We start from the raw sequence: 18,324 nt of genomic DNA, 5'->3' as shown, positions 1-18,324 counted from the left end.
TTTTGAGGGAGGGCCCGGATGGCCACGAAGACTGACATCGCCCGGCGGGTGTGGAACCACACCTGGAAGCTCGATCCGATCGTGCGCAGCCTGCTCGATACCGATTTCTACAAACTCCTGATGCTGCAGATGATCTGGAAGCTGCATCCGGAGGTCGACGCCACCTTTTCGCTGATCAACCGGACCAAGAGCGTGCGGCTCGCCGACGACATCGAGGAGCATGAACTGCGCGACCAGCTCGACCATTGCCGGGACTTGCGCTTCACCAAGAAAGAGATGATCTGGCTGGCGGGTAATTCGTTTTATGGTCGCAAGCAGATTTTCGAGCCGGAATTTGTTGCCTGGCTCGCCAATTTCCGCCTGCCGGAATACGAGCTCTCGCGCCGCAACGGCCAGTACGAGCTGAATTTCGAAGGCAAGTGGATGGAAACGACGATGTGGGAAATCCCCGCCCTCGCCATCGTCAACGAGTTGCGTTCGCGGACGGCGATGAAGGGGCTTGGCCAGTTCACCCTCGACGTCATCTATGCGCGCGCCAAGTCGCGCATGTGGGAGAAGGTGCAGCGGCTGCGCGATTATCCGGGGCTCAGGATTTCCGATTTCGGCACGCGCCGGCGGCATTCCTTCCTCTGGCAGCGCTGGTGCGTCGAGGCGCTCAAGGAAGGCATCGGCCCGGCCTTTACCGGCACGTCCAACGTGCTGCTTGCCATGGATACCGACCTCGAAGCGGTCGGCACCAATGCGCATGAACTGCCGATGGTCAAGGCGGCGCTGGCCGTCAACGACAAGGAACTCGGCGAGGCGCCCTACAGGGTGCTGGAGGACTGGAAGCAGCTTTATGGCGGCAATCTGCTGATCGTGCTGCCCGACGCTTTCGGCACGGCCGCGTTCCTGCGTAAAGCGCCGGACTGGGTGGCCGACTGGACCGGTTTCCGTCCCGACAGCGCCCCGCCGATCGAAGGCGGTGAAAAGATCCTCGCATGGTGGCAGGCGCATGGCCGCGACCCGAAGGAAAAGCTGCTGATCTTTTCCGACGGCCTCGACGTCGATACGATCATCGAGACCTACCGGCACTTCCAGGGCCGGGTGCGCATGAGCTTTGGCTGGGGCACCAATCTCACCAATGATTTCCATGATTGCGCGCCCGATGGCGTCAATCTCGACCCGATCTCGCTGGTCTGCAAGGTCACGGAAGCCAATGGCCGGCCGGCGGTAAAACTATCGGACAATCCGCGCAAGGCGACGGGGGAGCCGACGGAAGTCGAGCGCTACAAGCGGTTCTTCGGTACAGAGGATTTCCACGAACAGCTGGTGACGGTGTGACGGCTGCAGCCCTAGGCCCGCTCAGCCCTGCGCAAACGCCTTGAGCTTCTCGCCGCTCAATCGGTACCGCGTCCATTCGCTCATCGGCTCTGCGCCGATCGCCTCATAGACCCGGATTGCCGGTTCGTTCCAGTCGAGCACGCTCCATTCGAAGCGGCCGCAGCCAGCTTCGACGGCAATCGCTGCCAACCGCTTGAGCAAGGCTTTGCCGACGCCGCGGCTGCGGGCGGACGTCGTGACATAGAGGTCTTCGAGATAGAGGCCGTTCTTTGCCTGCCAGGTCGAATAGTTGAAGAACCAGACGGCAAAGCCGAGTGCGGCGCCATCCTCCTCGCAGATCAGCGCACGCGTCACAGAGTTCTCGCCAAAGATCGATGCGGTCAGTGACTCGACTGTCGCTTCGACCTCGTGTTCGGCCTTCTCGTAGATCGCCAATTCGCGAATGAAGTGAAGAATATCGGCCACATCGTCGGGAACGGCTTCGCGGACAGTCAGTGTCATGGGGGAACCTTGCGTGGACTTCGGGCAATTCAATCGCCAGATGGTTCATGCGCAGAGCAGGCCGGCTTGTCAACGCGGCTCGGCAAAAGCCAATGAAAGAAAGCCCTCACGAAAACCGGCCTTGGCCGGTCGAATTTTTGCAGAACTGCGACAACGTATATCTTGACACAGGCAGTCGTCTTTTGATTAAAGGTGAAGCATGAAATATTGAGTGCTTCGTTCGGGTTTTCCGGCCATGATGGTATGCAGCTGCAACGTTATCACCGACAAGGACATCAGGGAGACGATCATTTCGCTCCTCGATCAGGACTGTTGGCAGTTGATCGTGCCGGGCAAGGTCTATCATGCCATGCAGAAGCGCGGCCGCTGCTGTGGCTGCTTTCCGAATGTCGTCGACATCATCGTCAAGACCACTGAGGAATACCACGCCCGGCGCCAATCCGAAGGGCTCGAAGTGGTTGATTTCATGGAGCGCCTGAAGCGCTTCCAGGCCGAGCAGAAGGCGGCGATCCTTGAACGCCGGCGCGGCATACAGGCTGCGTGATTTCGGCCGGCCTTTGCGGCGCTGAGGCATCTTCCCCGCTTATCCTCTGGATTCATCGCCAAAGCCCTCTCGACTTTGTCTATCGATCCTGTTTTTATCCGCCAGCAAAACGCCAGCCAGGAGTATCCAGATGAAGGGCGACCCGAAGGTCATCGAACAGCTCAACCACGCCGTCTTTCTCGAACTCGGTGCCGTCAACCAGTACTGGGTGCATTACCGCCTGCTCGAAGACTGGGGCTTCACCAAGCTCGCCAAGAAAGAGCGCGCCGAATCGATCGAGGAGATGCATCATGCCGATCGGCTGATCCAGCGCATCATCTTCCTCGAAGGCCATCCGAACCTGCAGACCGTGGCGCCGCTGCGCATCGGCCAGAACGTCAAGGAAGTGCTCGAAGCCGACCTCCACGGCGAATATGACGCCCGCGCCGCCTACAAGGCCGCCCGCGATTTCTGTCACAATGCCGGCGACTATGTGTCGATGAATCTGTTCGAGGATCTGTTGACGGACGAGGAAGGCCATATCGACTTCCTCGAAACCCAGCTCGACCTGCTGCGCAAGCTTGGCGAGGGCAAGTATGGCCAGCTGAATGCTGACTCCGCCGACGAAGCCGAAGGCCACTGAGTTTCGCGCCATCGCGAAAAAAGCCCTCGTCCGGCAACGGGCGAGGGCTTTTTTCTAGGCAGAGTGCCAGCAGATGAAATCACTTAAGCGGTCTTGAGCGATCCGGCTGCGCGATTGCCGAACAGGGCATCAATGCTCAATGGGCCAGCGCCGGCGAAGACGAAATAGAGAAAAATGAAGCAGTAGAGCACGGCGGCATCGCCACCGTTGACCACCGGGAAGAAGCTTTTCGGGAAATGCGCGATGAAGAAGGCGAAGGCGCACATGCCCGAGGCGACGAAGGCGGCGGGCCGCGTCAGCAGGCCGATGGCGATCAGGAAACCGCAGACCAGTTCGAACCAGCCGGCGACCCAAGGCAGTGAGCCGGCCGGCGGCAGATGATCGGCGATCGGAAAGCCGAGATGCTTGGATGTGCCATGCGCCAAGAGGAGTAGGCCGGTCATGATGCGGGTGATGCTGAGGATATAGGGCTTATAGGGGTCGAGGGCGGTCGAGATGTTCATTGTCGGCTCCATTTGATTTCACCCTCCTCCCAGGAGCGTCATAGCGGCGGCTCGCGCCGTTGTCATGGCGCGAACGTTCACGATCGGTAAGATTTCCGTGAGCTTAGAAGCGTTTTAATTCAGGACTTTACGCCTGAAAGATGGGCGAATTCGGCCACCACCTTGTCGTAGACGCCGCGCTTGAATTCGACGACGCGCTCCGGCAATTCTTCCATCCTCGTCCAGGCCCATTCCTCGAATTCCACGGGATGGCCGTCCGGCGGCGGGTTAATGGCGATCTCGGATTCGTCGCCCTCGAAGCGGAAGGCGAACCAGGCCTGGGTCTGGCCGCGATATTTGCCCTTGAGGCCGATGCCGATCAGATGTTCCGGCAGGTCGTAGTTGAACCACTCCTTCGCCTGGGCGATCAGGCTCACACTTTTCATCCCGGTCTCTTCGTAGAGTTCGCGCCAGGCGGCGGCTTCGGGATCCTCGCCCTTGTCGATGCCGCCCTGCGGCATCTGCCACATCTTGATCGAACCGTCATATTCGCTGTTGTCGATCGATGTGCGCCGTCCGGCCCAGACGAGCCCGTCTCTGTTCAGCACCATGACGCCGACACAGGGGCGATAGGGCAGGTCCTCGGCCTTGATCTTGTTGCTCATGCATCTCTCCAGACAATTCCACGGCGATCGCCAATGGGCGAGCCGCAAGCTCTGCCGTACCAAATTCTTATGGCAAACTATACACCCTCAGTGCGATCCGACAGCAATGCAAGGAGAGCGGGGTTGATGTAGAGATTTTCTCGCCCTGCTTTGACCTCGTTGAGCACTTTCAGACCGACAAGGGTCTTGAGATAGGTCGACGCCGCCTGCCGTTGGGCAATTCCGGATGAAACGAGGTCGCCGATCCGGCAATAAGGATTGACGAAGATTACTTCGACCAGTTCGCGGGAATGGATTTTGGATGCATCCTGCCGCAGACGCGACGCTGTCCGATCGAGAAGGTCGCGGATTGCACGGATTTTCGCCGTCGACCATTCAGCCGTTGCACGAACTGCCTCGAGCATAAAGAGGATCCATGCTTCCCAAGCACCCTCGGCAGTGACCGCGAGCAACCGTTGATAATAGGTTTGCTTGTTGCGAATGATGTGGCGGCTGAGATAGAGGACCGGAATTTCCAGCAGGCCTTTGTCGACAAGATACAACAGATTGAGGACACGTCCGGTACGGCCGTTGCCATCGATAAACGGATGGATTGCCTCGAACTGGTAATGCATGACCGCAAGCCGAATGAGAGGATCGAATTCTTCGGCCTCGTGAATGAAGCGCTCCCAGTTTGAGAGTTTATCCCGTAGCAGTGCCTGACCTTCGGGTGGGGTGTAGATGATCGTGCCCATCGCCTCATTCATCAACGCCGTCCCAGGCGTTGCCCGAATATCGAGGTCCACGCCCTTGATCGTGCGGCAGATATCGACTGCTGTCGTCGTGGAAACTGGCCGTTCCTTGAGCGAATGGAAGCCCCGATTTAGCGCCGTACGGTACCGCAAGGCTTCCTTTGTCGCGGGGTCAGCTTGAGCTCCTTCATTGGCGAATCGGAACAAACGGTCTGCCGTCGTGACAATGTTTTCGATCTCGGAGCTCGCCTGGGCTTCGAGAAGTGGGATGGAATTGATCAGCACGGCTTGGTTCGGAATTAATTGGCCAGCAATCTTCAACGCAGCGATCGCAGCGCGCGCTTCGATACAGGCCTTCAAAATCGCCTTGGATTCTATATCCGCTGCGGGGGTAGAAGAGGCAAGTCGTTGTAGGGACGGTCGGGCCTGAATGACATGTCGAGGTTTTCCTCATTTATCGACATGTTTCGATATGTCGATGATGACGACATGTCGGCATGACGTGTCGACAGAATTCAATTCTATCGACATATGAGGCTTGGAGCAAGGATGGGCAGACCGTCTTACAATCCGGATCACGGGCTTGGCCTTGACCCGCACCAAAACAGTAAAGCTGGTGCAGGGCGACTGCAAATTTCCGGTGATTTTCCTGTTCTTGCACGTCAGATCCATCGCCATCGACACATGGCTCCGAGCGTCAGAGAAACAATATCATACGAATCGGTCGCCAATATAAAAAGGCCCGAAGCGGGTGCTTCGGGCCAAAGGCGGCATATTTCCATAGGCCGCGCCGGGAATGTTGGCGGCGCGATAGCGTCGCAATTCCTTATGAGTTGTGATAGGCGGCTTCGCCGTGGGCCGAGAGGTCCAGACCTTCGCGTTCGGCTTCCGGCGACACACGGAGACCGACGATCAGGTCGACGACCTTCCAGAGGATTGCCGAACCAATGCCCGACCAGAGCAGCGTGACGACGACGCCCTTGAGCTGGGCCCAAACCTGGGCGCCGGTGCCCGGGTAGGTGGCAGCGAAGTTGGCCGTCGAATAGTCGACAATGCCGGCGCCGCCGAGCGCGGGGTTCACCAGGATGCCGGTCATCAGAGCGCCGAAGATGCCGCCGATGCAGTGCACGCCGAAGACGTCGAGCGCGTCATCATATTCGAACTTGTTCTTCACCGCGCCGACGAAGAAGTAGCAGATCGGCGAGACGAGAAGACCAAGGGCGATCGAACCGACCGGACCGGCAAAGCCGGCAGCCGGGGTGATGGCCACGAGACCGGCGACCATGCCCGATGCTCCACCCAGCATCGAAGCCTTGCCGCGATGCAGCGCTTCCACGACACACCACGAGACGGCGGCCGCCGCAGTGGCGACGAAGGTGTTGATGAAAGCGAGCGAGGCATAGGCGTTGGCTTCCAGGTTGGAACCGGCGTTGAAACCGAACCAGCCGACCCACAGGAGCGAGGCGCCAACCATGGTCAGCGTCATCGAATGCGGCGCCATGATCTCCTTCTTGTAGCCAATGCGCTTGCCGAGGTAGAGGGCGCCGACCAGACCGGCAATACCGGAATTGATATGGACGACGGTGCCGCCGGCGAAGTCGATCGCGCCGAACGCATAGATCAGGCCGGCCGGATCCTTGTAGGCGCTCGGACCGCCCCAGAACCACACCATGTGTGCGACCGGGAAATAGACGACCGTGACCCAGAGGACAGCGAACAGAATCATCGCCGAGAACTTGATGCGTTCGGCCACCGCGCCGACGATCAGGCCGGGCGTGATGCAGGCGAAGGTCATCTGGAAGATGATGAAGGTCAGTTCAGGAATGGCGACGCCCTTGGAGAACGTTTCCGACAGTGACGACGTGTCGACGCCCATGAGGAAGGCCTTGGACAGGCCGCCGACGAAGTTGTTGAGGCCACCGCCATTGGTGAAGGCCAGCGAATAGCCGTAGACGATCCAGATCAGCGCCACGACCGCCGCGATCATCAGGACCTGCATGAGGACCGACAGCATGTTCTTCGTACGCACCAAGCCGCCGTAGAACAGTGCCAGGCCTGGAACCGTCATCAGCAGCACAAGCGCCGACGAGACCAGCATCCAGGTATTGTCGCCCTTGTCCATGGTCATGGCCGGCGCGGCGGGCGTCGCGGCCGGTGCCGTGGTCGTCTGCGCGAAGGCGATAGCCGGCGCCAGCGCCATGCCCAGGCCGAGCCAGGCGGTGCTGAGCTTCGTTGTAAGTTTGGATAGTGACATCAGGTAAAACTCCCCTGCAAATGTGCGACCGTCAGAGCGCTTCGGAATCGGTTTCGCCGGTGCGGATGCGCACGGCATGGTCAATCGAGTAGACAAAGATCTTGCCGTCGCCGATCTGACCGGTCTTGGCGGAGGTGGCGATGGCCTCGACGGCCTTGTCGACCAGTTCGCTGGGAACGCCGACTTCGATTTTCAGCTTCGGCAGGAAGCTGACCGCATATTCCGTACCGCGATAGATTTCGGTGTGCCCCTTCTGCCGGCCGTAACCCTTCACCTCGGTCACGGTCAGGCCCTGGATGCCGACCGCCGTGAGGGCTTCGCGCACCTCGTCCAGCTTGAACGGCTTGATAATGGCCATGACAATTTTCATCTGGTTTCCCATCCTTTGACGAACAACTCGGGCGGCGGGCCGCCTCTCCGTAATCGCGGGATGTCTGCGCACCCTCCCGTGACCGCCCCTTGCTATACAAAGGCCGTGCCAGATTCGGTGCCTGATAGTAAGTTACTGAAATTTAACGCTAATTACGAAAAGCGCTAAAAAACGGGCAGTTGATTCAAAATCATTTGCATAAAAAATAGGCTGTTTTTAAATTTTGCACGTCAATTAATCATTTGCCCGTTTCCGGATCAGCCCCTCCTGCGCCGTGGACGCGATCAGGCGGCCGGCACGATTGAAGATGCTGCCGCGCGACAGCCCGCGGGCACCGCCGGAGAAGGGGCTGTCGGTGGTGTAGAGCAGCCAGTCGTCTAGCGGATCGGGATGATGGAACCACATGGAATGGTCGAGGCTGGCGCCTTGGATGGAGCGGTCGAAGACCGACAGACCATGGGGAAAAAGTGCGGTGTCGAGCAGCGTCATGTCCGAGAGATAGCCGAGGAACGCGGCCTGGAACGGGCGATCCTCCGGCACTTTGCCATTGGCCTTGATCCAGATGCTCTGCTTCGGCGGCAGCGCCTTGTTGGATAGATAGTGATCCATCGACAGCGGAATGATCTCGAACGGCCGTTCTCGGATCCAGAAGCGCTTGATGTGCTCGGGCGCGTCCTTGAGATATTGCTCGTAGAGGCTTTCGGGATCGGGCAGATCCTGCGGCAGCGGCACGTCGGGCATATCAGCCTGATGTTCCAGGCCGGGTTCGTCGACCTGGAAGGAGGCGGAGAGCGAGAAGATCGCCTTGCCGTGCTGGATCGCCACGACACGGCGGGTGGTGAAGCTCGATCCGTCGCGGATGCGGTCGACCTCGTAAAGGATCGGCACGGCGGGATCGCCGGGGCGTAGGAAATAACTGTGCAACGAATGCACATAGCGGTCCTCCGCCACCGTCCGGTTGGCGGCGACCAGCGCCTGCGAGATCACCAGGCCGCCGAAAATCCGCTGCCAGCCGACATCGGGGCTCAGCCCGCGATAAATATTCTCCTCGATCTTTTCGAGATCGAGGATCGCCACCAGATGTTCCATCTCGGAGAGAGTGTTGCGTGCTGGCGACATTTTGGCAGGCTCCGGCGGTTTCATCAGGCGATGTGATCCTCTATACTCCGTAAGAGACCGTCAGCAAGACGAAAGAAAGGTACACCCGATGCTCGATATCCTGGTCGCCGGTGGTGGATATGTCGGCCTTTCCGTGGCGGTGTCGATCAAGAAGGCAGCGCCGCACCTGACGATCACGGTCGTCGACGCTGCACCCGAGGGCAGCTGGCAGAAGGACCAGCGCGCCTCGGCAATCGCCGCGGCGGCAAGCCGCATGCTGACGGCACTCGGGGTCTGGGACGAGATCCTGCCGGAGGCGCAGCCGATCACCAGCATGATCATCACCGATTCGCGCACCGCCGATCCGGTGCGGCCGGTGTTTCTCACCTTCGACGGCGATGTCGCGGCGGGCGAGCCGTTTGCGCATATGGTGCCGAACCCGGCCATGGTCGGGCCGCTGTTGAAGCTTGCCGTCGAATTGGGCGTCGATGTCAGGTCGGCGACGACGGTGGACACGTTCAGCAACAAGCCGGCCTCGGTCGAGGCAAAGCTGTCGAATGGCGAAACGGTCGAGGCGCGGCTTTTGGTCGCCTGCGACGGCGTCAAATCGAAGCTGCGCGATATCGCCGGCATCAAGACAGTCAATTTCGACTATGGCCAGTCCGGCATCGTCACGACGGTGGCGCATGAGCGGCCGCACAATGGCGTTGCCGAAGAGCATTTCCTGCCCGCAGGCCCGTTCGCCATCCTGCCGCTCAGGAACAATCGCTCGTCGCTAGTCTGGACCGAGCGCAGCCAGGATGCCGAGCGTCTCGTACGCTCCGACGACCTGGTGTTCGAGGAAGAACTGGAGCGGCGTTTCGGCCACAAGCTCGGCACGATCCGCATCGCCGGCGGTCGGCGTGCCTTCCCGCTTGGCCTGACTTTGGCGCGCGGTTTCGTCGCCGAGCGGTTCGCGCTTGCGGGTGATTCGGCGCATGGCATCCACCCAATCTCGGGCCAGGGCCTCAATCTCGGCTTCAAGGATGTCGCCGCTTTGGCCGAGACCGTGATCGACGCCGACCGGCTCGGCATGGATATCGGCGCGCTCGACGTGCTCGAACGCTATCAGTCCTGGCGGCGCTTCGACACATTCCGCATGGGCGTGACGACGGATGTGCTCAACCGGCTGTTTTCGAACGATATTACCCCGATCCGCGTGGCGCGCGATTTCGGTCTCGGCCTGGTCGAGCGAATGCCGGCGCTGAAGAGCTTTTTCATCAAGCAGGCGGCCGGTGTCGGGCAAGCCGGCAATCCCAAATTGCTCGACGGCACACTGCCCTGAGCTAAGTATTTAAATTGGTTAAGACCCGTGTCTTGAAAGTTTTAAGGTTTGATGACTATCTTTATCTATCCGGGCTGCGTCGGTCCGGTGCTTGTTCTGTTCGATAGAAAGGAAGTCCTCTGACAACAGTGCACGCGAAAGGAGTGGTGCCACACACCTACTCCCGGAGCATGGAGCGCGGTAACGATGCTGCGGCCATCGCTCTCAAGCTGGTCCTCGAAAGCCTCGAAGACTCGAAAGCAGAGAATGTCACACCCATCAACATCACGGGTAAATCCGCGCTGGGCGACTACATGGTGGTCGTGTCCGGACGCTCGAACCGTCATGTGACGGCCATCGCCGAACACCTGATCGACGATCTCAAGGCCGAAGCCATCGGCCCGATCCGCGTCGAAGGACTGGAAGCCGGCGACTGGATCCTGATCGATGCGGGCGACGTGATCGTGCATGTCTTCCGTCCCGAAATCCGCGAGTTCTACAACATCGAAAAGATGTGGGCCGCGCCGGATSTCGAGGAAGAGACGTTGCACTAGTCTTCGGCTGCCGCCCCAGCGGCGTCGACAGGGCTGATGAATTGCGGAAGCTTCGTTCTTCCGCGAAGGAAATTTTGGTCGGAAGAAAGCCATGCGGATTTCGCTATTCGCAGTGGGCAGGTTGAAATCCGGCCCTGAAAGAGACCTGGCAGAGCGCTACCTTGACCGCTTCGCCAAGGCTGGCCCCGCAATTGGCCTCGAATTCGGAAAACTCACTGAAATCAATGAAAGCCGTGCCGGGAACGCGGAGACGCGCAAGCGCGAGGAAGCGGCGGCGCTGGAAAAGCTGCTTGCAGACGGCGCGCAGCTGATCCTGCTCGACGAGCGGGGCAAGGCGCTCGACAGTCCCACCTTCGCCGATCTCCTCGGCGGCATTCGCGACGCGGGAAAGCGCGAGGTGATCGTGGCGATCGGTGGACCTGATGGTCTCGATCCGGCACTGCATGGCCTGGCGGTCCATGTGCTGTCCTTCGGAAAAATGACCTGGCCGCACCAGATGGTGCGGGTGATGCTGGCGGAGCAGCTTTATCGGGCGGTGACGATCTTATCGGGGCACCCTTATCATCGTGTTTGACCGCCAATAAATCCGGCCCCGACGGTGTTTCCGACACGCAATTGCCGAATTATTTGGCCATCTGAAGCAAATCAGCTTAACATGCGCGGATTCTCGAGGCGCGGTGCGGCAGGGTTTGCGTAGATCGACGAACAAGACATTGCTGGCAGCGTGCATGGCGGCGGCCTGTCTGCTGCCCGTTCGGTCATTGTCCGAGGAGGCTACGCCGGCCAGCACCACGCCCGTTGACCAGCAAAGCGTGCTCAACGTCAAGCGCACGGCTACCGAGAGCGAATTGCGCGACGTCGCCAAGTCGATCGCCGAGGCCAAGGCACATTCCGAATCCCTGGAAGCCAGCATAGCCGGCATTGAAAAGACCACGGCCGGGCTGCGCGAGGCGCTGGTCGACTCCGCGTCCAAGCGCAAGGAGCTTGAGCGCCAGACGCTCGCAACAGAAGCCAAGCTGAAGGACCTCGAAGGCCAGGAGGCCAAGGTCAAAGCGTCGCTGCATGAGCGGCGCGGCCTGCTCGCCGAAGTGCTGGCCGCATTGCAGCGCATGGGCCGCAATCCGCCGCCGGCGCTGCTGGTCACCCCCGATGATGCGCTGTCGTCCGTCCGCAGCGCGATTCTGCTCGGCGCCGTGGTGCCGGGCATTCGTGGCGAGACGGACAAGCTTGCCGCTGACCTGAAATCGCTGCGTGACGTCAAGAGCCAGATCGCCAGCGAGCGCCAGAACTATGTGACGACCATGGCCTCGGCGCTCGAGGAAGAAAACCGCATGTCGCGGCTGATCGACGAGAACGACAAGCTCTCGACACGCAACAAGGCCGAGCTCGAAAACGAGAAGCAGCGCACCGCCGAACTGGCGTCGCGCGCCACATCTCTCGAAAATTTGATCTCGTCGATGGAGAAGGACATCGCCTCGACCCGGCAAGCCGCAGAGGCTTCAAAACTCGAGGATATCAAGCGCCAGAACATGTCACCGGCCGAGTTGGAACAGGCCAGGCGCGACGCCGAGACCAACCTGCCCGACAAAAACCGCATTGCGCCCGCATATCCGTTCTCGGTCATGAAGGCCAAATTGGACCTGCCGGTTGCCGGCGACGTCTTGCGGTTTTTTGGTGATGACGATGGAACCGGCCATCCGGCACAGGGTCTGACGGTTGCAGCCGGCCAGGGATTGGTGGTGACGGCGCCGGCCGATGGCTGGATCATGTTCGCCGGACCATTCCGCAGCTACGGCCAGATGGTGATCATGAATGTGGGGGAGAACTATCATATTGTCCTCTCCGGCATGGATGCGGTAACAGCCCGGCAGGGTCAATTCGTCGTCGCGGGCGAACCGATCGGCCAGATGGGTGAAAAGAGAATTGCAAGTGCGGCCGCGGTGAATATAGTCACGGACCGACCGACACTATACATAGAGTTCCGAAAGGACGGAAAACCGGTCGATTCGTTGCCCTGGTGGTCCGCGAAAAATCTTGGAAAGGCGCGAAATGCTACGTAAGACTTCACTGGTGCTGCTGGGCGCCCTCCTGGGCTCGACCGCGATGGTCGGAGTCTACTCCGCCGGCCTGCCGGCCGAGGCAGCCGGCTCATCGACCTATAAAGAGCTCAGCGTTTTCGGTGAGGTTTTCGAGCGGGTTCGCGCCCAGTATGTGACGCCGCCTGACGAGCAGAAGCTGATCGAGAGCGCCATCAGCGGCATGCTCTCCTCGCTTGACCCGCATTCGAGCTACATGAATGCCAAGGATGCCGACGACATGCGCACGCAGACGCGCGGCGAATTCGGCGGTCTCGGTATCGAAGTGACGATGGAAAACGACCTCGTCAAGGTCATCACCCCGATCGACGACACGCCCGCCGCCAAGGCCGGCGTGCTGGCCGGCGACCTGATCTCCAAGATCGATGGTGTCGATGTGCGCGGCCTGAAGCTGGAAGATGCTGTCGACAAGATGCGCGGCGATGTCGGCCAGCCGATCAGGCTGACCATCCTGCGCAAGGGCGCCGACAAGCCGCTCGAATTCACCATCAAGCGCGACATCATTGCCGTGCAGGCGGTCAAGGTGCGTGTCGAGGGCGATGTCGGTTATCTCCGTATCATCTCCTTCACCGAAAAGACCTATGACGACCTGAAGAAGGGCATCGAGAAGATCCAGAGCCAGGTGCCGAACGACAAGCTGAAAGGCTATGTGCTCGACCTGCGCCTCAATCCGGGCGGCCTGCTCGACCAGGCGATCAATGTCTCCGACGCCTTCCTCAACAAGGGTGAGATCGTGTCGACCCGCGGCCGTATCGAAAGCGAGACCCGTCGCTTCTCGGCGACCGAAGGCGATCTGATCAACGGCAAGCCGGTGATCGTGCTGATCAATGGCGGTTCGGCCTCGGCTTCGGAAATCGTCTCCGGCGCGTTGCAGGATCTGAAGCGCGCGACCATCCTCGGCACGCGTTCGTTCGGCAAGGGCTCGGTGCAGACGATCATCCCGCTTGGCGACAACGGCGCATTGCGCCTGACCACGGCGCTCTACTACACGCCGTCGGGCCGGTCGATCCAGGGCATCGGCATTACGCCGGATGTCAAGGTCGATGAGCCGATCCCGGCGGAACTGCAGGGCAAGATCGAGAAGGCGGCCGAATCCTCGCTCGCCGGTCATATCAAGGGCGCCAACGAGACGACCGATGGTTCGGGCTCGGCTGCCTATGTGCCGCCGGATCCGAAGGACGACGTCCAGCTGCACTATGCGCTTGACCTGCTGCGCGGCCTGAAGAAGGACCCGGCCTTCCCGCCGGATCAGAGCAAGGCCGTCGCTGTCGAGCAGAAGAAGGCCGAAACGACCAAGTAAGGCGTTTATTGCAAAGCGGCGGAGTTTTGGCTCCGCCGCTTTCGATTCCGGGAAGGCGATCCCGTCAAATGCGCCGAAACCATTTGAGAGGGCGGGCGGACACCCTTGAATTCCGGCATTCATTCGCCGCTCGGGCAGGACAGAAGGCCACCGCGCCAGCGTCGGCCGTTTTTCACATTTGGCCGTTTGCTGGCAGTTGTCGTCGTGCTTTGTCTTGCCGGTGTCTCTGCCTATCCGTTGCTGCGCCCGGCCGATCATTTCCAGAAGCCGGAACTGGCTGACGTCTCAAAGAAGCCGGCTGACAAACCTGCTGATACCAAACTCGCCCAGGCCGATCCGACACAATCCGACCCGACACAAGCGGACAGGCTCAAGCGCACCAAGCCGCTCGATGGCGCCAATGTCGAGCGGCAGGTGATGGATGACGGCTCGATCGTCACCAAGATCACGCCGCGCGACCGCAGCAAGGATGGTCCGCTGATCATCGACGCCAATGCCAATGGCCCTCAGGACCTGAAGACGGCGGCGCTGCCGGACGAGAACCTGATCGAGACCGCCGCCGAAGGCCAGCTGCCGACCGTCTCGGCTGACGGCACGCGGCCGGTCGACCGCTATGCCCGGCCTTGGTCAGGTGCCAAGGGGCCGCGCATTGCCATCATCATCGGCGGGCTTGGGCTCAGCCAGACCGGCACGCAGCGGGCGCTGAAACTTCTGCCGGAGGAGATCACGCTGGCTTTTGCCGCCAATGGCAATTCGCTGGGGCGCTGGATGCCGGTGGCGCGCCGCGGCGGCCATGAAATCCTGCTGCAAGTGCCGATGGAGCCGTTCGATTACCCAAACAACGATCCCGGGCCGCTGACGCTGACGCATGGCAATTCGCCGGACAAGAATATCGAGCTCTTGCATGAGTCTATGGCCAAGATGACCAATTATACCGGCGTGATGAACTATCTCGGCGGCAAGCTGCTCTCGGACCCGAATGCACTGGAGCCGATCATGAGCGACATCGGCAAGCGCGGCCTGCTCTTCCTCGACGATGGTTCGGCGGCGCAATCGCTGACCGCGACCTATGCCAAGGCCTATAACATGCCGCAGGCCTTCGCCGATGTGGTGCTGGATAACGAGGTCAAGAAGGACGCGATCCTGAAGAAGCTCGACGCGCTCGAACGCATTGCGCTCAGCAAAGGCAAGGCTGTCGGCGTTGCCTCGGGCTTCGACGAAACGGTCGATGCCGTGGCCGAATGGGCCAAGGCCGCTGGCGGCCGTGGAATTGAAATTGTTGGGATTTCGGCACTGGCTGAAGTGCCGAAGTGACTGGTCACTCCGGCTTCACTTCTGTCTGATCAGATCCGCGCCCATTCGGGCAGCCATTGGCCATGCGCCCTGAGCAGGTCGTCGGTGAGCTTCCAGATCTGGTCGAGATCAAGCTCGGCGCCGGTATGCGGGTCCATCATCGCGGCGTGATAGATGTGCTCGCGGTTCTCGGTCATCATCGCCGCCACCGTCAGTTCCTGGACATTGACATTGGTGCGGATCAGCGCGGTGAGCTGCACCGGCAGGTCGCCGATGAAGGTTGGCTGGATGCCGTTGTGGTCGACGAGGCAAGGCACTTCGGCCGCGCAGTTTTGCGGCAGCGAGGTGATGCAGCCGTTGTTGCGGATGTTGCCGTAGATGACCGAAGGCGTGCCGGTCCAGACCGAGTTGATGATTTCCGAAGCATATTCCTTGCTGTTGGAAACCTCGATCTTGTCGGCACTGCGGAAGGCTTCTGCCTGGCTTTTCCAGCGCTCGACCTGCTCGATGCAGCGCTTCGGATATTCATCGAGCGGAATGCCGAATTTTTCGATCAGGTCGTCGCGGCCATCCTTGATGAACCAAGGCGTATATTCGGCGAAATGCTCGGAACTCTCGGTGACGAAATAGCCGAGCCGGGTCAGCATTTCATAGCGCACCTTGTTGGGGCAGCGCGGGTTCCAGCCGGGTTTCGGCGCCCTGCCTTCGCGGTAGCCGCGCACCAGATCCGGGTAGAGGTTCTTGTAGGAACCATCCGGCTGCCGGTGTTCGAAATTGAGATAGAAGGCCATATGGTTGATGCCGGCGGCGCGATAGCGGATTTCGTTATAGGGAATATCGAGGTCGTGGGCGAGTTCCATCGCCGTGCCCTGCACCGAATGGCAGAGACCGACCTGCTTGATATCGGGGTATTTTTCCGCGATCGCCCAGGTGTTGATCGCCATCGGGTTGACATATTGCAGCATGATCGCGTTCGGGCAGACGGCGCGGATGTCCTCGCAAATCTTCCAGAGATGCGGCACGGTTCTCAGGCCCCGCATGATGCCGCCGATGCCGAGGGTATCGGCGATCGTCTGGCGCAGGCCGTATTGCTTCGGCACATCGAAATCGGTGACCGTGCAGGGCTCGTAGCCGCCGATCTGGAAGGCGACGACGACGAAGTCGGCATTTTCCAGCGCCTTGCGCTGGTCCGTATAGGTCTCGACCTTGGCGGTAGCGTTGAGCGTCGACACCAGCTTGCGGGCGACGATCTCGCTTTCTTCCAGCCGTTCGGCGTTGATATCCATCAGGGCGATCGTTGCGCCGGCAAGCGCGGGACGCTGCAATATATCGCCGACGATGTTTTTCATGAACACGGTCGAGCCGGCGCCGATGAAGGTGATTTTGGGATCACGTGCCATTTCGTGCTTCCTCTGGAGGATGATGATTTATTGGATCAAGGTGATAATGCCTGCAGTATCAGGCGTTAAGAGGAAGCTTGTGCTTATGATGGTAAAATCGTGCTCAGCTGCTTGCGACCACGCTGAGAAGAAATTCGCCTAACGCAGATATCGGTTGACACGCGCTTCCAGCAGACGGATCAGCCCCGGGTCCATGAATTCGTAATCGTCGGGAATATCGAGGCAAACAATGCGTTTACTGCCGATCCGCGAGCGAAATTTCCCGCGAACCTTGTTAAGATGGCTTTTCTCCATAACGAAAATGACATCCGCCCAGTCGATCAGGTCTCCGTCGAGCGGCGTATTCGCATCGTTGTTGGTGCCCGCCGACAGGGCTTCGACGCCGTCATATTGCGAGAACACCTGTTCCGCCGTCGGGCTGCGCAGCCTGTTCTGGCTGCAGATGAACAGCAGCTTTTGATATCTTGGCGCCGCCAGCATGTTCAGCCGCCCTGTTGTTCATCCATGATGCCCTTGGTCAGCGAACCGTCCGAGGGATAAAGCGGGATCAGGCAGGCCTGCAGCGCATGGTAGATATCGGCCTTGCCAGCGAAGAGCGTGTGCGCCGGCTTCAGGTCTTCGCTCAGTTCCTCGTGCCAGCCGCCCCTGCCGCGGTCGAGGAAGTTATTGGCGATCGTGTTCCAGATCAGCCGGTAACTTTGCTCATGCATGTCGGAGGGCACATGGTTGATGAGGAAGGCGGCAGCACCGATGCCCTCCGCCATTGGCCACCAGATTTTCGAGCGCTTGGCCGGGACATCGTTCCAATCGAGCGTATAGAAAAAAGCGCCCTTGTCATTGTCCCAGCCGAGCGCCATGGATTGCGCGAACAGCGCCTGCGCCGCACCTGGCATCCAGTCCTGCTTGCGGTCGCCGAGCGCGTAAAGCTGCAGGATAAGCCGCGCCCATTCCAGCCAATGGCCCGGCGTCGTGCCCGACGGGCGGAACATCTCGTTGCCTTTGTAATCCTTGAGCAAGTTCCAGTTCTCGTCGAAATGTTCACCGACGCGGAAGCCGGTTTCGCGGGCTTTGCGGTTGATGATCAGGTCGGCGATCCGTTCGGCTTTGTTGAGGTAAAAGTCGTCGTCGGTGGCCTCGTAGGCGGCCATCAATGCCTCGGTCAGGTGCATGTTGGAATTCTGGCCGCGATAACCTGGCACCGGCGACCAATCGGCCTGGAATTCCTCGGCGATGGCGCCATGATCTTCTTCCCAGAATTTGTGCTCGATGATCTCGGTGACGTCGGTCAGCATCGCTTCCGCCGCCGGGTGGCCGACCAGCGCTGCGGAGGAGGCGGCGAGCAGCACGAAAGCATGGCCATAACCCTGCTTCATGCCATCGATTGAGCCTTCATTGTTGACCTGCCAGAAATAGCCGCCGCGCTTCTGGTCGCGATGCACGTTCCAGAGATAGGCCATGCCGTGGTCGATCAGGTCGGCGCAGCCGGGACGGCCGAGCAGGTGGCCGATGGCCATGCAGTGGACCATGCGCGCCGTCGCATGAATGCCGCGTACCGGGTTTTCCGCATTGATCGGCCGGCCGTCATCGTGAAATTCGAAGAAGCCGCCCCTGGGATTGATCGAGCGCCACTGGAAATAATCGAACAGCTTGGTGGCCTCGCCACGCAGCCAGTCGCGATGGGTCGGCAGGTTGAGCCAGCTTTGAGCGGTCACGGGCGGTCCTCCTCTGGGCAATTCCGGACCAGCGCAAAGCGGCTTCAGGAATTGCATGAAACAATAGCGAGGGCAT

Annotated in this window: 19 protein-coding genes; 9 read left to right on the top strand and 10 right to left on the bottom strand. The window is 60.2% G+C overall.

What is annotated here, in order from left to right; genetic code table 11:
* The first annotated feature begins 18 nt into the window (after window positions 1–18).
* Window positions 19–1,323: a nicotinate phosphoribosyltransferase gene (gene pncB, locus AC1DYF_RS18755; RefSeq protein WP_477878264.1), complete on the top strand. Its 1,305-nt coding sequence runs from the start codon at window positions 19–21 to the stop codon at window positions 1,321–1,323.
* Between the two features lie 21 nt (window positions 1,324–1,344).
* Here pncB and AC1DYF_RS18750 read toward each other — a convergent pair whose 3' ends face one another.
* The gene (locus AC1DYF_RS18750) at window positions 1,345–1,824 is read right to left on the bottom strand and encodes an N-acetyltransferase family protein (RefSeq protein ID WP_477878263.1); all 480 of its coding nucleotides are present in this window, start codon (window positions 1,822–1,824) and stop codon (window positions 1,345–1,347) included.
* Window positions 1,825–2,059: 235 nt separating this feature from the next.
* On the opposite strand from AC1DYF_RS18750, the gene AC1DYF_RS18745 reads away from it, so the two are divergent.
* On the top strand, window positions 2,060–2,368 hold the full coding sequence (locus AC1DYF_RS18745; RefSeq protein ID WP_477878262.1) for a (2Fe-2S)-binding protein: 309 nt from the start codon (window positions 2,060–2,062) through the stop codon (window positions 2,366–2,368).
* Between the two features lie 130 nt (window positions 2,369–2,498).
* Entirely contained in the window at window positions 2,499–2,990 is a 492-nt protein-coding gene (gene bfr, locus AC1DYF_RS18740) for a bacterioferritin (RefSeq protein WP_477878261.1), read from the top strand.
* An 83-nt stretch (window positions 2,991–3,073) separates the two neighbouring features.
* On the opposite strand, the gene AC1DYF_RS18735 is transcribed toward bfr, so the two are convergent.
* From AC1DYF_RS18735 to tesB, 6 genes are all read right to left on the bottom strand, one after another.
* A complete protein-coding gene (locus AC1DYF_RS18735) occupies window positions 3,074–3,493 on the bottom strand; it encodes a DoxX family protein (protein WP_477878260.1) in 420 nt (139 codons plus the stop codon).
* Window positions 3,494–3,612: 119 nt separating this feature from the next.
* Window positions 3,613–4,137, bottom strand: a complete 525-nt coding sequence (locus AC1DYF_RS18730; RefSeq protein ID WP_477878259.1) for an RNA pyrophosphohydrolase — start codon at window positions 4,135–4,137, stop codon at window positions 3,613–3,615.
* Between the two features lie 77 nt (window positions 4,138–4,214).
* The gene (gene fic / locus AC1DYF_RS18725; RefSeq protein ID WP_477878258.1) at window positions 4,215–5,228 is read right to left on the bottom strand and encodes a protein adenylyltransferase Fic; all 1,014 of its coding nucleotides are present in this window, start codon (window positions 5,226–5,228) and stop codon (window positions 4,215–4,217) included.
* A gap of 466 nt (window positions 5,229–5,694) precedes the next feature.
* Window positions 5,695–7,122, bottom strand: a complete 1,428-nt coding sequence (locus tag AC1DYF_RS18720) for an ammonium transporter (RefSeq protein ID WP_477878257.1) — start codon at window positions 7,120–7,122, stop codon at window positions 5,695–5,697.
* A 31-nt stretch (window positions 7,123–7,153) separates the two neighbouring features.
* Window positions 7,154–7,492 (bottom strand): P-II family nitrogen regulator, encoded by a 339-nt coding sequence (locus tag AC1DYF_RS18715; protein ID WP_477878256.1) that lies wholly within the window; start codon window positions 7,490–7,492, stop codon window positions 7,154–7,156.
* A gap of 234 nt (window positions 7,493–7,726) precedes the next feature.
* Entirely contained in the window at window positions 7,727–8,611 is an 885-nt protein-coding gene (gene tesB, locus AC1DYF_RS18710; protein ID WP_477878255.1) for an acyl-CoA thioesterase II, read from the bottom strand.
* A gap of 88 nt (window positions 8,612–8,699) precedes the next feature.
* Here tesB and AC1DYF_RS18705 point away from each other — a divergent pair, with 88 nt between their 5' ends.
* From AC1DYF_RS18705 to AC1DYF_RS18680, 6 genes are all read left to right on the top strand, one after another.
* Window positions 8,700–9,914 (top strand): ubiquinone biosynthesis hydroxylase, encoded by a 1,215-nt coding sequence (locus AC1DYF_RS18705; protein WP_477878254.1) that lies wholly within the window; start codon window positions 8,700–8,702, stop codon window positions 9,912–9,914.
* A gap of 119 nt (window positions 9,915–10,033) precedes the next feature.
* On the top strand, window positions 10,034–10,447 hold the full coding sequence (gene rsfS / locus AC1DYF_RS18700) for a ribosome silencing factor (RefSeq protein WP_477878308.1): 414 nt from the start codon (window positions 10,034–10,036) through the stop codon (window positions 10,445–10,447).
* A gap of 91 nt (window positions 10,448–10,538) precedes the next feature.
* The gene (rlmH, locus tag AC1DYF_RS18695) at window positions 10,539–11,021 is read left to right on the top strand and encodes a 23S rRNA (pseudouridine(1915)-N(3))-methyltransferase RlmH (RefSeq protein ID WP_477878253.1); all 483 of its coding nucleotides are present in this window, start codon (window positions 10,539–10,541) and stop codon (window positions 11,019–11,021) included.
* A 154-nt stretch (window positions 11,022–11,175) separates the two neighbouring features.
* Window positions 11,176–12,507, top strand: coding sequence for a murein hydrolase activator EnvC family protein (locus AC1DYF_RS18690; RefSeq protein ID WP_477878252.1), 1,332 nt, complete (start codon window positions 11,176–11,178; stop codon window positions 12,505–12,507).
* Entirely contained in the window at window positions 12,497–13,843 is a 1,347-nt protein-coding gene (locus AC1DYF_RS18685; protein ID WP_477878251.1) for a S41 family peptidase, read from the top strand. Before AC1DYF_RS18690 ends, AC1DYF_RS18685 begins: the two co-directional genes overlap by 11 nt.
* 105 nt (window positions 13,844–13,948) lie before the next feature.
* Window positions 13,949–15,157 (top strand): divergent polysaccharide deacetylase family protein, encoded by a 1,209-nt coding sequence (locus AC1DYF_RS18680; RefSeq protein WP_477878250.1) that lies wholly within the window; start codon window positions 13,949–13,951, stop codon window positions 15,155–15,157.
* 29 nt (window positions 15,158–15,186) lie between these two features.
* Here AC1DYF_RS18680 and melA read toward each other — a convergent pair whose 3' ends face one another.
* The 3 genes from melA to AC1DYF_RS18665 all read right to left on the bottom strand — a co-directional run bounded on the left by melA (window position 15,187) and on the right by AC1DYF_RS18665 (window position 18,248).
* Window positions 15,187–16,536 (bottom strand): alpha-galactosidase, encoded by a 1,350-nt coding sequence (gene melA / locus AC1DYF_RS18675; protein WP_477878249.1) that lies wholly within the window; start codon window positions 16,534–16,536, stop codon window positions 15,187–15,189.
* Window positions 16,537–16,674: 138 nt separating this feature from the next.
* Window positions 16,675–17,016 carry a low molecular weight protein tyrosine phosphatase family protein gene (locus AC1DYF_RS18670; protein ID WP_477878248.1) on the bottom strand — a complete coding sequence of 114 codons (342 nt, stop codon included), beginning with the start codon at window positions 17,014–17,016 and terminating at the stop codon, window positions 16,675–16,677.
* Window positions 17,017–17,018: 2 nt separating this feature from the next.
* Window positions 17,019–18,248 carry an AGE family epimerase/isomerase gene (locus tag AC1DYF_RS18665; protein ID WP_477878247.1) on the bottom strand — a complete coding sequence of 410 codons (1,230 nt, stop codon included), beginning with the start codon at window positions 18,246–18,248 and terminating at the stop codon, window positions 17,019–17,021.
* Between the last annotated feature and the right edge of the window lie 76 nt (window positions 18,249–18,324).

It is taken from the genome of Rhizobium sp. P2_G9, from assembly GCF_056403475.1.
The sequence above is the reverse complement of the archived record's forward strand: the minus strand, read 5'-3'. Positions and strand labels throughout refer to the sequence as shown.

Excerpts from the sequence above, each read along its gene's own strand:
- pncB (WP_477878264.1), top strand. The coding sequence starts at position 19 with ATGGCCACGAAGACTGACATCGCCCGGCGGGTGTGGAACCACACCTGG.
- AC1DYF_RS18750 (WP_477878263.1), bottom strand. The coding sequence starts at position 1,824 with ATGACACTGACTGTCCGCGAAGCCGTTCCCGACGATGTGGCCGATATT.
- AC1DYF_RS18745 (WP_477878262.1), top strand. The coding sequence starts at position 2,060 with ATGATGGTATGCAGCTGCAACGTTATCACCGACAAGGACATCAGGGAG.
- bfr (WP_477878261.1), top strand. The coding sequence starts at position 2,499 with ATGAAGGGCGACCCGAAGGTCATCGAACAGCTCAACCACGCCGTCTTT.
- AC1DYF_RS18735 (WP_477878260.1), bottom strand. The coding sequence starts at position 3,493 with ATGAACATCTCGACCGCCCTCGACCCCTATAAGCCCTATATCCTCAGC.
- AC1DYF_RS18730 (WP_477878259.1), bottom strand. The coding sequence starts at position 4,137 with ATGAGCAACAAGATCAAGGCCGAGGACCTGCCCTATCGCCCCTGTGTC.
- AC1DYF_RS18720 (WP_477878257.1), bottom strand. The coding sequence starts at position 7,122 with ATGTCACTATCCAAACTTACAACGAAGCTCAGCACCGCCTGGCTCGGC.
- AC1DYF_RS18715 (WP_477878256.1), bottom strand. The coding sequence starts at position 7,492 with ATGAAAATTGTCATGGCCATTATCAAGCCGTTCAAGCTGGACGAGGTG.
- tesB (WP_477878255.1), bottom strand. The coding sequence starts at position 8,611 with ATGTCGCCAGCACGCAACACTCTCTCCGAGATGGAACATCTGGTGGCG.
- AC1DYF_RS18705 (WP_477878254.1), top strand. The coding sequence starts at position 8,700 with ATGCTCGATATCCTGGTCGCCGGTGGTGGATATGTCGGCCTTTCCGTG.
- rlmH (WP_477878253.1), top strand. The coding sequence starts at position 10,539 with ATGCGGATTTCGCTATTCGCAGTGGGCAGGTTGAAATCCGGCCCTGAA.
- AC1DYF_RS18690 (WP_477878252.1), top strand. The coding sequence starts at position 11,176 with ATGGCGGCGGCCTGTCTGCTGCCCGTTCGGTCATTGTCCGAGGAGGCT.
- AC1DYF_RS18685 (WP_477878251.1), top strand. The coding sequence starts at position 12,497 with ATGCTACGTAAGACTTCACTGGTGCTGCTGGGCGCCCTCCTGGGCTCG.
- melA (WP_477878249.1), bottom strand. The coding sequence starts at position 16,536 with ATGGCACGTGATCCCAAAATCACCTTCATCGGCGCCGGCTCGACCGTG.
- AC1DYF_RS18670 (WP_477878248.1), bottom strand. The coding sequence starts at position 17,016 with ATGCTGGCGGCGCCAAGATATCAAAAGCTGCTGTTCATCTGCAGCCAG.